Annotated in this window: 13 protein-coding genes and 1 other annotated feature; all 13 genes read left to right on the forward strand. The window is 34.3% G+C overall.

Annotation, left to right across the window (positions count from 1 at the left end; all coding sequences use genetic code 11):
• Positions 1-300: 300 nt before the first annotated feature.
• On the forward strand, positions 301-450 hold the full coding sequence (rpmG, locus tag TR13x_RS10185; protein ID WP_035164333.1) for a 50S ribosomal protein L33: 150 nt from the start codon (positions 301-303) through the stop codon (positions 448-450).
• Positions 451-686: 236 nt separating this feature from the next.
• A complete protein-coding gene (gene secE, locus TR13x_RS10190) occupies positions 687-899 on the forward strand; it encodes a preprotein translocase subunit SecE (protein WP_054871831.1) in 213 nt (70 codons plus the stop codon).
• Positions 900-945: 46 nt separating this feature from the next.
• Positions 946-1473 (forward strand): transcription termination/antitermination protein NusG, encoded by a 528-nt coding sequence (nusG, locus tag TR13x_RS10195; protein WP_054871832.1) that lies wholly within the window; start codon positions 946-948, stop codon positions 1471-1473.
• A 111-nt stretch (positions 1474-1584) separates the two neighbouring features.
• A complete protein-coding gene (gene rplK / locus TR13x_RS10200; RefSeq protein ID WP_054871833.1) occupies positions 1585-2010 on the forward strand; it encodes a 50S ribosomal protein L11 in 426 nt (141 codons plus the stop codon).
• A gap of 55 nt (positions 2011-2065) precedes the next feature.
• Positions 2066-2764 carry a 50S ribosomal protein L1 gene (gene rplA, locus TR13x_RS10205; RefSeq protein WP_054871834.1) on the forward strand — a complete coding sequence of 233 codons (699 nt, stop codon included), beginning with the start codon at positions 2066-2068 and terminating at the stop codon, positions 2762-2764.
• Between the two features lie 56 nt (positions 2765-2820).
• Positions 2821-2948 (forward strand) — a sequence feature (ribosomal protein L10 leader region).
• A gap of 27 nt (positions 2949-2975) precedes the next feature.
• Positions 2976-3500 (forward strand): 50S ribosomal protein L10, encoded by a 525-nt coding sequence (gene rplJ, locus TR13x_RS10210; RefSeq protein WP_054871835.1) that lies wholly within the window; start codon positions 2976-2978, stop codon positions 3498-3500.
• 47 nt (positions 3501-3547) lie between these two features.
• Complete coding sequence (rplL, locus tag TR13x_RS10215) at positions 3548-3931, forward strand: 50S ribosomal protein L7/L12 (protein ID WP_054871836.1); 384 nt, start codon at positions 3548-3550, stop codon at positions 3929-3931.
• A 240-nt stretch (positions 3932-4171) separates the two neighbouring features.
• Positions 4172-7768: a DNA-directed RNA polymerase subunit beta gene (gene rpoB / locus TR13x_RS10220; RefSeq protein WP_082394860.1), complete on the forward strand. Its 3597-nt coding sequence runs from the start codon at positions 4172-4174 to the stop codon at positions 7766-7768.
• 54 nt (positions 7769-7822) lie between these two features.
• The gene (gene rpoC / locus TR13x_RS10225; protein ID WP_054871837.1) at positions 7823-11350 is read left to right on the forward strand and encodes a DNA-directed RNA polymerase subunit beta'; all 3528 of its coding nucleotides are present in this window, start codon (positions 7823-7825) and stop codon (positions 11348-11350) included.
• Between the two features lie 137 nt (positions 11351-11487).
• Positions 11488-11733, forward strand: a complete 246-nt coding sequence (locus tag TR13x_RS10230) for a ribosomal L7Ae/L30e/S12e/Gadd45 family protein (protein ID WP_054871838.1) — start codon at positions 11488-11490, stop codon at positions 11731-11733.
• Between the two features lie 27 nt (positions 11734-11760).
• Positions 11761-12174: a 30S ribosomal protein S12 gene (gene rpsL / locus TR13x_RS10235; RefSeq protein WP_054871839.1), complete on the forward strand. Its 414-nt coding sequence runs from the start codon at positions 11761-11763 to the stop codon at positions 12172-12174.
• Between the two features lie 147 nt (positions 12175-12321).
• The gene (rpsG, locus tag TR13x_RS10240; protein ID WP_054871840.1) at positions 12322-12792 is read left to right on the forward strand and encodes a 30S ribosomal protein S7; all 471 of its coding nucleotides are present in this window, start codon (positions 12322-12324) and stop codon (positions 12790-12792) included.
• Positions 12793-12874: 82 nt separating this feature from the next.
• Positions 12875-14944, forward strand: a complete 2070-nt coding sequence (fusA, locus tag TR13x_RS10245) for an elongation factor G (RefSeq protein ID WP_200905855.1) — start codon at positions 12875-12877, stop codon at positions 14942-14944.
• The last annotated feature ends 52 nt before the right edge of the window (positions 14945-14996 follow it).

Here is a 14996-nt window from a genome sequence, read left to right on the forward strand (position 1 = left end):
GTGTTGTTACTCAAATTATTGAATAATGAAAGGCTAGGTCCTTTGGGCCTAGTCTTTTTTAAAGAAAAATGCAAAATATAAATATTTGATATGGATTATAAAAAGCTGCGTAAGGAAATAATATCAGTGGATATATTAAGTGACACAATCAATTTCAAATAAAAGATTTTGATATTGACATAACTTACAAATTATGATAGTTTATATTAGTGATATAGTTTAACATTGGGTAGGTGTGCCCGAATAGAAGAAGTGATTCAATTCATATATATATTTACTGTAGACTAGGAGGTGTTGATAGTGAGAGTAAACATTACATTAGCTTGTACAGAATGCAAACAAAGAAATTACAGCACAACTAAGAATAAGAAAAACAATCCTGACAGAATAGAAATGAAAAAGTATTGCAAATTCTGTAAAACTCATACAATTCATAAAGAGACTAAGTAGTTTTAGTGTAATAATTAAAGAAAGTTTGTATTACTTAATTTTAGATATTGATTATTAATTTGCATTAAATAATATGTTCATAGTTTTCTATGAAGAACAAAATCTTCGTTCTTAAATAAATTTAAGTAAGATTTTGTTATATCCGTAAATGGAAATTGTATTCAAAATTATCTGCGATTTAATAAGGAATATAATTTCCTATGGATTATAAAAAAACAGGTAAGGGTGTGAAGTGGATGGCTGCTCAAACAAGTGCTGATAAAGGCGCTAAAAAAATCGGGGGGTTTTTTAAAGGCGTTAAAGCTGAGTTGAAAAAAGTAAGTTGGCCTAATAAGAAACAGCTTGTTAACTATACAACTGTTGTTCTAGTTAGCTGTGCATTGATGGCTTTATTAGTTTGGCTTCTTGATACAACAGCACATCAATTACTAAAACTTATACTAGGTTAAATAAGGATAAAGGAGGGAAGGACCTTTTAATAGGTCCCCGAGGGTTATGACAGATAAGTCTGATAAAGCTAAATGGTATGTAGTTCATACTTATTCAGGTCATGAGAATAAAGTAAAAGCTAATATTGAGAAGCTAGTGGAAAATAGAGGTATGCAAGATGTAATACTAGAAGTGAGAGTACCTACTGAGGAGCATATAGAAGTTAAAAATGGTAAGAAAAAAGTAAAAGAGAGAAAGATGTTCCCAGGGTATGTTATTATAAAAATGATAATGAATGACGAATCATGGTATTTAGTTAGAAATACGAGGGGAGTTACAGGGTTCGTTGGACCTGGCTCTAAGCCTGTCCCATTAACTGATGAAGAAATTAAGATGATGGGCGTACAAGAGCCTTTACCACAGATAGGAATCAATGTTGGCGATACTATTAAAGTAATAGCAGGGCCATTTGAGAACTTTATTGGAACTGTTGATAGTATAAATTTAGAAAGACGAAAATTAAAAGCATATATATCAATGTTTGGTAGAGAAACTTTAGTTGAACTTGATTTTGAACAAGTAGATGCATTATAATCAAGTTTAGGTATGTTAATTAAGCTAAATTAGCTTTGTAATAGATATTTAGTGTCAATGTGGGAGGGAATAACCCGCATAACCACAATTTAACAAGGAGGTGTAATAGTAATGGCAAAAAAGGTTATGGCTGTAGTTAAATTACAAATCCCAGCTGGTAAAGCAACTCCGGCTCCACCAGTAGGTACTGCATTAGGACCACATGGTGTTAACATCATGGGATTCTGTAAAGAATTTAATGCAAAAACTGCTGATCAGCCTGGTATGATTATTCCAGTTGTGATTACAATTTACCAAGATAGATCATTTAGCTTCATAACAAAAACTCCTCCGGTAGCTGTATTACTAAAGAAAGCATTAGGAATAGAAAAAGGCTCCGGGGAACCAAATAAAAATAAAGTTGCTAAGATATCAAAAGATAAGATAAGAGAAATTGCAGAAATTAAGATGCCAGACTTAAATACTGACAGCTTAGAGTCAGCTATGAGCATGGTAGCCGGTACTGCAAGAAGTATGGGAATTGTTGTTGAGGAATAGTCGACAAGTGGGAGGTACTTGTTAGACCGTTAATACCACAAAGGAGGTTAGGATTATGCCAAAAAGAGGAAAAAAATATCAAGAAAGTCTAAAACTAATTGATAGACAAAAATTATATGATCCAGAAGAAGCGATTGAGCTTGTTCAAAAAACAGCTAAAGCTAAATTTGATGAAACAGTTGAATTATCAATTAAATTGGGAGTAGACCCAAGACATGCTGATCAACAAGTTAGAGGAGCTGTTGTTTTACCACATGGTACTGGTAAAACAAGAAAAGTTTTAGTTTTTGCTAAAGGTGAAAAAGCTAAAGAAGCTGAAAATGCAGGAGCAGATTATGTAGGAGCTGAAGAATACATCAATAAAATTCAAAATGAAAACTGGTTTGATTTTGATGTTGTAGTTGCAACTCCTGATATGATGGGTATGGTAGGTAGACTTGGTAGAATACTAGGACCAAAAGGACTTATGCCAAATCCAAAATCAGGTACAGTAACATTTGATGTTGCAAAAGCAGTTAAAGATATTAAAGCTGGTAAAGTTGAGTATAGAGTAGATAAAACTTCTATTGTTCATGTTCCAATTGGAAAAGTTTCTTTTGGCACAGAAAAATTATTAGAAAACTTCAAGACTGTTATGGAAGCTATTATTAAAGCTAAACCATCTGCAGCTAAAGGAAGATATTTAAGAAGCGTTGCTGTTTCAAGTACAATGGGTCCAGGAATAAAAATAAATTCACAAAAATTAATGGACTAAAAAATAGTTGACAAGATATTATTTTGCTGATAAAATTATATTGTTATGATGATATAGATAAATTAATATTTTAACCGTAGACAGTAGGTACTCTTAGGAGTTTAAAATTGCCTACCGAGGTTGTTTTTAAGTATAGGAAACAATAGCCTCTCTGTGTCTACGGAGAGGCTTTAATTGTGCCTAAGTTTCCGCAATAAGGAGGTGGACCTGGATGAGTACTAAGATTGAACAAAAAAAGCAGATAGTTCAAGAAATTAAAGATAAGATTGACAGAGCCCAAGCAGTTGTATTAGTTGACTATAGAGGGCTAAATGTTGAAGAAGTTAATGAATTAAGAAAGAAATACAGAGAAGCTGGAGTAGAATACAAGGTTTATAAAAATACTTTGATGAGATTTGCATTTAAGGATGCAGGTTTAGAAGAGTTCAACAACTACTTAACAGGACCTAGCGCAATAGCTTTTAGTTATGATGATCCAGTTTCAGCTGCAAAAGTAACAAATGAGTTTGCAAAACAACACGATAAACTAGAAATCAAAGCAGGTGTAGTAGATGGAGAAGTTATTGATGTAAATAGAGTTAAAGAATTAGCAAACTTACCATCAAGAGAAGTATTAATAGCACAAGTACTTGGTGGATTAAATGGTCCTATTGCTGGATTTGCTAATGTTCTTCAAGGTACTATTAGAAAGCTAGTATATGCTTTAAATGCTATAAAAGAAAAACAAGAAGCTTAATTTAAAATTCAAAATGAAAAAAAGAAAAAATAATGGAGGGATAATAAATGGCAAGTGAAAAAGTGACTAAGTTAATTGAAGAAGTTAAAGGTTTAACAGTATTAGAATTATCAGAGTTAGTAAAAGCATTAGAAGAAGAGTTTGGAGTAAGTGCACAAGCTCCAGTAGCTATGGCAGCTATGCCAATGGGAGGAGCAGCTCAAGCAGCTCAAGAAGAAAAAACTGAATTTGATGTAATATTATCAAGTGCTGGAAGCCAAAAAATCAAAGTAATCAAAGTAGTTAGAGAGTTAACTGGATTAGGATTAAAAGAAGCTAAAGAATTAGTTGACAATGCTCCAAAACCATTAAAAGAAGGAGTATCAAAAGAAGAAGCTGAGCAATTAAAAGCTAAATTAGAAGAAGCAGGAGCTAGCGTAGAAATAAAATAGTAGATTTAAAATACTCCGGTATATACCGGAGTATTTTTTTGCATATAAAATCCCCTTGACATCTACAAATCGTTATGATAGTATTATAAAATGCATTATAGTGGAGTTTTAGAAGGATAAATGAATAAATCCCGTTTTTTTTGGGAATATTATTACGGGTATGTCTTTTGTTGTTTACCAAAAAAAGTCAATAATAGGGGCATGTTGCGCCTTTAGTTTTTAATAAGGGGTGAATAATTAATGGTACATCCTGTTTCAGTTGGCAAGAGAACCAGAATGAGTTATTCAAAAATTGATGAAGTTTTAGAATTACCAGATTTAATTGAAGTACAAAAGAAGTCCTATGAGTGGTTTTTAGAAGAAGGACTAAAAGAAGTTTTCGAAGATATTTCACCAATCGAAGACTATACAGGCAACTTAATTCTAGAGTTTGTAGACTATAATATTTCAGGAGAACCAAAATATGACGTAGAAGAGTGTAAAGAAAGAGATGTTACATATGCAGCACCTTTAAAGGTTAAAGTTAGATTAATAAATAAGGAAACAGGAGAAGTTAAAGAACAGGAAGTATTTATGGGAGATTTCCCTTTGATGACAGAAAAGGGAACTTTTATCATTAATGGTGCAGAAAGGGTTATAGTTAGCCAGTTAGTAAGATCACCAGGTGTTTACTATTCACAGCAAATTGATAAAACAGGAAAAAGACTGTACTCAGCAACTGTGATTCCAAATAGAGGGGCATGGTTAGAGTACGAAAGTGATTCTAACGATATTGTATTTGTTAGAGTAGATAGAACGAGAAAAGTACCAGTTACTGTACTTATAAAAGCATTAGGATGTGGAACTAATGCAGATATAATAGAATTGTTTGGTCCAAGTTTACAGCTTGAGAAAACTTTGGAGAAGGACAATACAAAAACTCAAGACGAAGCACTTTTAGAAATTTATAAGAGGTTGAGACCGGGTGAAACACCTAATGTAGAAAGTGCTAAGTCACTTTTGAATTCGCTATTTTTTGACCCAAGAAGATATGATTTTGCTAAAGTTGGTAGATATAAGATTAATAAAAAATTAGCATTAAGAGAGAGAATTGTAAACTATAGAGCGGCTAATGATATAGTTGATGAAAATACAGGAGAAATTTTAGTTGAAAAGGGAGAAAAGATATCCAGACAAAAAGCTTTAGAAATTGAAAATGCTGGAATTAAGTCTGTTGATGTTTTAACAGATGAGAATAAAGTAGTTAGAGTTATAGGAAATCATTTTGTTGATATAAAGGCTTTTGATCTTCCTTTCCCGATAGAAGATTTAAAAGTTAAGGAAAAAGTATATTATCCTGTAATGAAAGAACTTATTGAGAAATATGAAGACCCAGAGCAATTAAAAGAAGCTATAAATGAGAATGTAAAAGAATTGAGTCCAAAACATATTATTATTCCTGACATAATAGCTACTATTAATTATGAATTTAATTTATTCTTTGGTATAGGTGAAACTGACGATATCGACCATTTAGGAAATAGAAGACTTCGTTCAGTTGGAGAGCTGTTGCAAAATCAATTTAGAATTGGTTTATCAAGAATGGAAAGGGTAGTTAGAGAAAGAATGACTATCCAAGATATTGATGTTGCAACGCCACAACAGCTTATTAATATAAGACCTGTTGCAGCTGCAATAAAAGAATTTTTTGGTAGCAGTCAGCTTTCTCAATTCATGGATCAGACAAATCCACTTTCAGAGTTAACTCATAAAAGAAGAATGTCTGCTTTAGGACCTGGAGGTCTTAGCAGAGATAGAGCAGGCTTTGAAGTAAGGGACGTTCATCATTCACACTATGGTAGAATGTGTCCTATTGAGACTCCAGAAGGTCCAAACATAGGTCTTATTACTTCTTTAGCAACTTATGCTAGAATTAATGAGTATGGATTTATTGAGTCTCCATATAGAAAGGTAGATAAAGAAAGAGGCGTAGTAACTGATGAAGTTGAATATTTAACCGCTGATCTTGAAGATAAGTACGTAATAGCACAGGCTAATGAACCTTTAGATGAAGAAGGCAGATTTATAAATAAAAGGGTAGTAGCGAGAGGTAAAAAAGGAGTAATAGACGTAGTACCAAGAGAAGAAGTAGATTATATGGACGTATCACCTAAGCAAATTGTATCAGTAGCTACTGCAATGATACCATTCTTAGAGAATGACGACGCAAACAGAGCGCTTATGGGTGCCAACATGCAGCGTCAAGCAGTGCCTCTAGTAAAACCTGAAGCACCTATTATAGGTACAGGTATGGAGCATAAGGCAGCTAAAGATTCTGGAGTAGCTGTTGTTGCTAAAAATGATGGGGTTGTTACAAGAGTTAGTGCAACTGAGATAGTAGTAAAAAGAGATTCAGACGGAATTTTAGATACTTATAAATTGTTGAAATTTAAACGTTCAAATCAGGGTACTTGTATAAATCAAAGACCAATAGTTAAAAAAGGTGAAAGAATAAGAAAAGGTCAAGTAATAGCAGACGGACCATCAACTGATCTAGGAGAGATTGCTTTAGGTAGAAACTTGCTTATAGGCTTTATGACATGGGAAGGTTATAACTACGAGGACGCAATATTACTAAATGAAAAACTAGTTAAGGAAGATGTATTGACTTCAATTCATATTGAAGAATATGAAGCAGAGGCTAGAGATACAAAACTAGGACCAGAAGAGATAACTAGAGATATCCCGAATGTTGGAGAAGATTCACTAAAAGATTTAGATGAAAGAGGTATAATAAGAATAGGTGCAGAAGTTGAAGCTGGCGATATATTAGTTGGAAAGGTAACACCTAAAGGAGAAACAGAGCTTACTGCTGAAGAGAGATTGTTAAGAGCGATATTTGGTGAAAAGGCTAGAGAAGTAAGAGATACATCTTTAAGAGTACCACATGGTGAATCAGGAATAATAGTTGATGTCAAAGTGTTTACAAGAGAGAACGGTGATGAATTACCACCAGGTGTAAATCAATTGGTAAGAGTATATATTGCTACAAAGCGTAAGATATCAGTAGGAGATAAGATGTGTGGTAGACACGGTAATAAAGGTGTTATTTCTAGAATATTACCAGAAGAAGATATGCCATTTATGCCAGATGGTACTCCATTAGACGTTGTACTTAATCCACTAGGGGTGCCTTCACGTATGAACATCGGTCAGGTACTTGAAGTTCATTTAGGTTTAGCAGCTAAAGCATTAGGTTGGCATGTTGCTACACCTGTATTTGATGGGGCAACAGAGGAAGATATAGAAGAAGCTTTAGAAAAAGCAGGATTACCACGTACAGGTAAGATTGTTCTAAGAGATGGTAGATCAGGAGATCCATTTGATAATCCTGTTACAGTAGGATACATGTATATGCTTAAACTACACCACTTGGTTGATGATAAGATTCATGCAAGGTCAACAGGACCATATTCATTAGTTACACAACAACCTCTAGGTGGTAAGGCGCAATTCGGAGGACAGAGATTTGGAGAGATGGAGGTTTGGGCATTAGAAGCATATGGTGCAGCTCATACACTTCAAGAAATATTAACAGTAAAATCTGACGATGTAGTTGGGCGTGTTAAAACTTATGAAGCAATAGTTAAAGGTGAGAATATACCAGAACCTGGTGTTCCAGAATCTTTCAAAGTATTAATAAAAGAACTACAAAGTTTAGCATTAGATGTTAAAGTATTATCAGATCAAGATGATGAAATTGAGATTAAGGAATCTATAGATGATGAAGTGAGCGATATTAATTTAAGTTTAGATTCAACTGAAGTTTATGTTGAAGAAAAAAGTGAAGAAAAGTAATTGAAGTTAATATAGATAAAAACCCATTTTTAGATAGAAGGGAGAGAGGCCTCCTTGTTCGAATTAAATAATTTTGATTCAATAAAAATTAGTTTAGCTTCTCCAGAGAAAATAAGACAGTGGTCTAGAGGTGAAGTAAAAAAACCTGAAACTATAAACTATAGAACTTTAAAGCCTGAAAAAGAAGGACTTTTTTGTGAAAAGATATTCGGTCCTACTAAAGATTGGGAATGTCACTGTGGTAAATATAAACGTGTAAGATATAAAGGTGTAATATGTGATAGATGTGGTGTTGAAGTAACAAAGTCTAAAGTAAGAAGGGAGAGAATGGGGCACATTGAATTAGCTGCTCCTGTATCCCATATTTGGTACTTTAAAGGTATTCCTAGTAGGATGGGATTAATTCTTGATATGTCACCTAGAGCTTTAGAGAAAGTTTTATACTTTGCTTCTTATGTAGTTATAGACCCAGGTGATACTCCGCTGTCAGAGAAGCAATTACTTAGTGAAAAAGAGTATAGAGAAGCTTTAGAGAAGTATGGTAATAAGTTTAAGGCTGGAATGGGTGCCGAATCTATAAAAGAGCTATTAAAGAAGATTGACTTAGATAAAGAAGCAATGGAGCTAAGAAAAGAACTAAAAGAGAGCTCTGGTCAAAAGAAAATTAGAATAATTAGAAGACTTGAAGTTATTGAGGCATTCAGACAGTCAGGAAATAAACCTGAATGGATGATATTAGATGTAATACCTGTTATACCACCTGATTTAAGACCTATGGTTCAGCTTGATGGTGGTAGGTTTGCAACTTCAGACTTAAATGACCTTTATAGAAGGGTAATAAATAGAAATAACAGACTTAAGAGACTGTTAGATCTTGGAGCACCAGATATTATAGTAAGAAATGAAAAGAGGATGCTTCAAGAAGCTGTAGATGCGTTAATTGATAATGGTAGAAGAGGTAGACCTGTAACTGGACCTGGAAACAGGCCTCTAAAATCACTATCTGATATGTTAAAAGGAAAACAAGGTAGATTTAGACAGAACTTGCTTGGTAAGAGGGTTGACTATTCAGGTCGTTCAGTTATCGTAGTTGGTCCAGAGCTTAAGTTTTATCAATGTGGTCTTCCAAAGCAAATGGCTTTAGAATTATTTAAACCATTTGTTATGAGAAAACTAGTTGAAGAAGGTCATGCACACAATATTAAGAGTGCAAAGAGGATGGTTGAAAAAGTTAAACCAGTAGTTTGGGATGTACTAGAGTCAGTTATAAAAGAACATCCTGTACTGTTAAACCGTGCTCCAACACTTCACAGGTTAGGTATTCAAGCTTTTGAACCAGTGCTTGTTGAAGGTAAAGCTATCAAGTTGCATCCATTAGTATGTACTGCATACAATGCCGACTTCGATGGGGACCAAATGGCAGTACACGTGCCATTGTCAGCTGAAGCACAGGCTGAGTCTAGATATTTGATGATGTCAACTAACAATATCTTGGCTCCTAAAGATGGTAGACCTATTACAACTCCAACTCAGGACATGGTTCTTGGTAGTTATTATTTAACTATTGAGATTCCTGGAGAAAAAGGAGAAGGAATGGTATTTAAAGATTACGAAGAAATGTTAATGGCATATCAAAACGGAGTAGTTGGTCTACATGCTAAAGTAAAAGTACGTAGAAAGTTAGATGAAAATGACAAAGGCAAATTAGTTGAGAGCACAGTAGGTAGATTCATATTTAATGAACATATTCCGCAAGATTTAGGTTTTGTTGATAGAACAAAAGATAAATATTCATTAGAAATAGATACTTTAGTAGATAAGAAAATGTTAGGAAAAATTATTGATAGATGTTTTAGAAAGCATGGTAACACAATAACATCGATTGTGTTAGACCACATAAAAGCAACTGGATTCCATTTCTCAACAGTTGGAGCTATTACAATTAGTGTGAGCGATATAATTATACCTGAAGAAAAAGAAAAATTATTATCTGAAGCTGAAGAGCTTGTAGATAAGTATGAAAAAGCATATAGAAGAGGATTAGCTTCAGATGAAGAAAGATATGAAAAGGTAATTGAAGTTTGGAATAGAACTACAGAAAAAGTAACTGAAGCATTAATGAATAACTTAGATAGGTTAAACAGTTTATTCATAATGTCCCATTCAGGAGCGAGAGGTAGTAAGAACCAGATAAGACAGCTAGCAGGTATGAGGGGACTTATGGCAAATGCTTCAGGTAGAACGGTTGAAGTTCCTATTAAATCAAACTTTAGGGAAGGTTTATCAGTTCTTGAATTCTTTATTTCAACACACGGTTCTAGAAAAGGTCTTGCAGATACAGCATTAAGAACAGCAGACTCAGGATATCTAACTAGAAGGCTAGTTGACGTAAGTCAAGATGTAATAGTAAGAGAAGATGACTGCAAAGCAGATCAAGGTATAGTAGTATCAGCATTTAAAGATGGCAACGAAGTAATTGAGGAGCTATGGGATAGAATTGTAGGAAGGTTTGCAATTGAAGATATTATACATCCTGAAACAAATGAGGTTATTGTTAAAGCTGGAGAGCTTATCGATGAGAATAAGGCTGATAGAATAGTTGAAGCTGGAATAGAAAAAGTTAAAGTAAGGTCTGTATTAACATGTAAGACTAGACATGGCGTATGTGCTAAATGTTATGGTAGAAACCTTGCAACTGGTGAATTAGTAAATGTAGGGGAAGCAATAGGAATCATTGCAGCACAATCAATCGGTGAGCCAGGTACACAGCTTACAATGCGTACTTTCCATACTGGTGGAGTTGCTGGTGCCGATATTACACAAGGTTTGCCAAGGGTAGAAGAATTATTTGAAGCTAGAAAACCTAAAGGACTTGCAATAATATCAGAAGTTTCAGGTGTTGTTTCAATAAATCAAACAAGAAAGAAAAAAGAAGTAATAATAACTACTGAAGGTGGAGAATCAAAAGTTTACACTATTCCTTATGGTTCAAGAATAAAAGTAAAACAAGGTGCTTACATTGAAGCAGGGGATGAAATTACTGAAGGTTCAGTTAATCCACATGATATATTAAAGATAAAAGGTGTAGTTGGAGTACAAACATATTTAGTTAAAGAAGTGCAAAGGGTTTACAGAATGCAAGGTGTTGATATCAACGATAAACATATCGAAGTAATTGTAAGACAGATGATGAACAAAGTAAAAGTAGAAGATTCAGGAGATACTAACTTACTACCAGGAGGTCTTGTTAGTATATTTGAATTCGAAGATGAAAACAAACGAGTTGTTGAACTTGGAGGAAGACCAGCTGTTGCTAGAAGAGTGCTTCTAGGAATTACAAAGGCTTCATTAGCTACTGAATCTTTCTTATCAGCAGCTTCTTTCCAAGAAACAACTAGAGTATTAACTGAAGCAGCTATTAAAGGTAAAAAGGACAATTTACTAGGCTTAAAAGAAAATGTTATAATTGGTAAATTGATACCAGCTGGAACAGGAATGAGAAGATATAAAAGCATAGCAATAAACAAGAAAGTTGATGAAGTAGAAATTGATAAAATAGAAGAAGAATCTAATACATTATAAATTGTTGACAGTAATCTTAACTGGTGTTAAAATATATTAGTGTGTCAAATTATATAGTTGACTTTTTGAATATCTAGGAAGATTATACGGTGTATACCGTATAGTCTTCTAGGTATTTTAAAAAGGAGGAGACTATTATGTTATCAATTTTAAAAGAAGCTAAAAAGGTTGTAGGTACAAAGCAGGCTAAGAGAGCAGTTGTTAATGATAAGGCTAAGACAGTATTTATAGCTAAAGATGCTGATCGTCATGTTGTTGACGATTTGATTAAAATGTGTGAAGAGAAGTCTATTGAAATAGTGTATGTAGATAGCATGAAGGAATTAGGTATTGCCTGCGGAATTGAGTTAAAGGCAGCTTCAGCTGCGATACTAAAAGAATAATGTAACAATTTGGAAGGAGGTGCCTGTATGCCAACAATTAACCAATTAGTAAGAGATGGAAGAAAGAAAGTTACAAAAAAATCAAAAGCTCCACACTTACAAGTAGGATTCAACTCATTAAAAAAGAAGCCTATTAATATGAGTTCACCACAAAAAAGAGGAGTTTGTACTGCAGTAAAAACTGTAACTCCTAAGAAGCCTAACTCAGCGTTAAGAAAAATTGCAAGGGTAAGGCTTACTAATGGTTACGAAGTTACTGCATATATTCCAGGTATTGGACACAACCTACAAGAGCACAGTGTTGTTCTTATAAGAGGTGGTAGGGTAAAAGACTTACCTGGTGTTAGATATCATATAATCAGAGGTACTTTAGATACAGCTGGTGTGGAGAACAGAAAACAAGGTAGATCAAAATACGGTACTAAGAGACCTAAAAAGTAGATTGTCGAACATGTGCTAAAATGCAGAGGCCTTAACTCTTTATAGGGTTAAGTGTCCCTTTTATATAGAGGCATTTTTGAGCACTACGGCAATTTTCTGTTGTCGAGTACCTATGAATTAAATTTAATTGTTAAGGAGGGAAGTACAGTGCCAAGAAGAGGACGTATTCCAAAGAGAGAAGTTATGGAAGATCCAATTTACAGAGATAAGGTTGTTACTAAACTTATAAACCAAATCATGTTAGATGGCAAAAAGGGAGTTGCTCAGAAAATAGTTTATGGAGCATTTGACTATATTAAAGAAAAAACAGGTCAAGATCCATTAGAAGTTTTCAGAAAAGCTCTAGAAAATGTTATGCCTTTACTAGAAGTTAAAGCAAGACGTGTTGGTGGTGCTACTTACCAAGTTCCAGTAGAGGTTAAACCTGATAGAAGACAAACATTAGGAATAAGATGGTTAGTTAACTATTCAAGACAGCGTGGAGAAAGAACAATGAAGGAAAGATTAGCTAAAGAAATTATGGACGCTGCTAACAATGTAGGTGCAAGTGTTAAGAAAAGAGAAGATACTCATAAGATGGCAGAGGCTAATAAGGCGTTTGCACACTATAGATGGTAATTTGGATAAAAGGCGTTTAATATTAGCGATTTAGGAAAATATAATGATTAGAGCATATTATGCAGCAGAAAGGAGGAGTACTGTGGCTAGACAGATTCCAATAGAGAAAACACGTAACATTGGAATAATGGCACATATAGATGCTGGTAAAACTACTACTACAGAGAGAATATTATTCTACACAGGTAGAATTCATAGAATAGGTGAAACACATGAAGGTGCTTCACAAATGGACTGGATGGAGCAGGAGCAGGAGAGAGGGATTACAATAACTTCTGCTGCTACAACATGCTTTTGGAGAGATCACAGAATTAACATCATAGATACGCCAGGACACGTGGATTTTACTGTTGAAGTTGAAAGATCACTTCGTGTATTAGATGGTGCTGTTGCAGTTTTCTGTGCTAAAGGTGGGGTTGAACCTCAATCAGAAACTGTATGGCGTCAAGCAGACAAATACAATGTACCACGTATAGCTTTTGTAAACAAAATGGACATAATGGGAGCTGACTTTTATAGAGCTGTTGAAATGATGAAAGACAGATTAGGAGCTAATGCAGTGCCAATTCAGCTTCCAATAGGAAAAGAAGATACTTTTGTTGGTATAGTAGACCTTGTAAACATGAATGCAAGAATCTACAAAGATGACTTAGGTAAAGAAATAGAAGTTACAGATATTCCAGATGAAATAAGAGATTTAGCTGAAGAATATAGAGAAAAACTATTAGAAGCTATAGCAGAACAAGATGAAGAACTAATGATGAAATATCTTGAAGGTGAAGAATTAACTACTCAAGAAATAATAGATGCTATAAGAAAAGCAACTATAAATGTTGATATAGTTCCTGTACTTTGTGGTTCAGCTTATAAAAACAAAGGTGTACAGATGCTATTAGATGCAGTAGTAGATTATTTACCATCACCAATAGACTTACCAGCAGTTAGAGGTATGAAACCTAATAGCGATGAAGAAATAGAAAGAAAAGCTTCAGATGATGAGCCATTCTCAGCTTTAGCTTTCAAGATAATGGCTGACCCATATGTTGGTAAGTTGGCGTTCTTCAGAGTTTATTCTGGAGTACTTAGATCAGGTTCATATGTATTAAATTCAACTAAAGGTAAAAAAGAAAGAATAGGCCGTATCTTACAGATGCATGCAAATAAGAGAGAAGAAATAACTGAGGTTTATGCTGGAGATATAGCAGCAGCAGTTGGTTTGAAATCAACAATTACTGGAGATACTTTATGTGATGAAAATGCTCCAATAGTATTAGAATCAATGGAGTTCCCAGAGCCTGTTATTTCTGTTGCTATAGAACCAAAAACTAAAGCTGGTCAAGAAAAAATGGGTATAGCTTTAGCAAAACTTGCAGAAGAAGATCCAACATTTAGAACATATACTGACCAGGAGACAGGACAGACTATAATCTCAGGTATGGGAGAGCTTCACTTAGAGATTATAGTAGATAGACTTTTAAGAGAGTTCAAAGTTGAAGCTAATGTAGGTAAACCACAAGTTGCTTACAAAGAAACAATTACTAAAGCAGTTGATGTAGAAGGTAAGTTTGTAAGACAATCTGGTGGACGTGGACAATACGGACACGTTAAGATTAAGATGGAACCAAAAGAAAGAGGAACAGGTTACGAGTTTGTTAACCAAATTGTTGGTGGTGCTATACCAAAAGAATACATCCCAGCGGTTGATGCAGGTATTCAAGAAGCTATGTTAAATGGTATTCTTGGTGGATATCCTGTATTAGATATAAAAGTTACATTATATGATGGTTCATACCACGAAGTAGACTCTTCAGAAATGGCATTCAAGATTGCTGGTTCAATGGCGTTTAAAGAAGGTATGAAGAAAGGAAATCCTGTACTTCTTGAGCCAATAATGAAAGTTGAAGTTGTTGTACCTGAAGAATACATGGGAGATGTAATGGGTGACATCAACTCAAGAAGAGGTAGAGTTGAAGGTATGGAATCAAGAAGTGGAGCACAAGTAATAAGAGGATATGTTCCACTAGCTGAGATGTTTGGTTATGCAACAGACTTACGTTCAAAAACACAAGGCCGTGGAACTTACGTTATGCAATTTAGTCATTACGAACCAGCTCCAAACAGTGTTGCGGAGAAGGTTTTAGGAAATAAATAATACGATAGTAAATATTTAAAAATTATAAAGGAGGAAGAGAAATGGCAAAGGC

The organism is Caloranaerobacter sp. TR13, assembly GCF_001316435.1.
Taxonomy (GTDB): domain Bacteria; phylum Bacillota; class Clostridia; order Tissierellales; family Thermohalobacteraceae; genus Caloranaerobacter.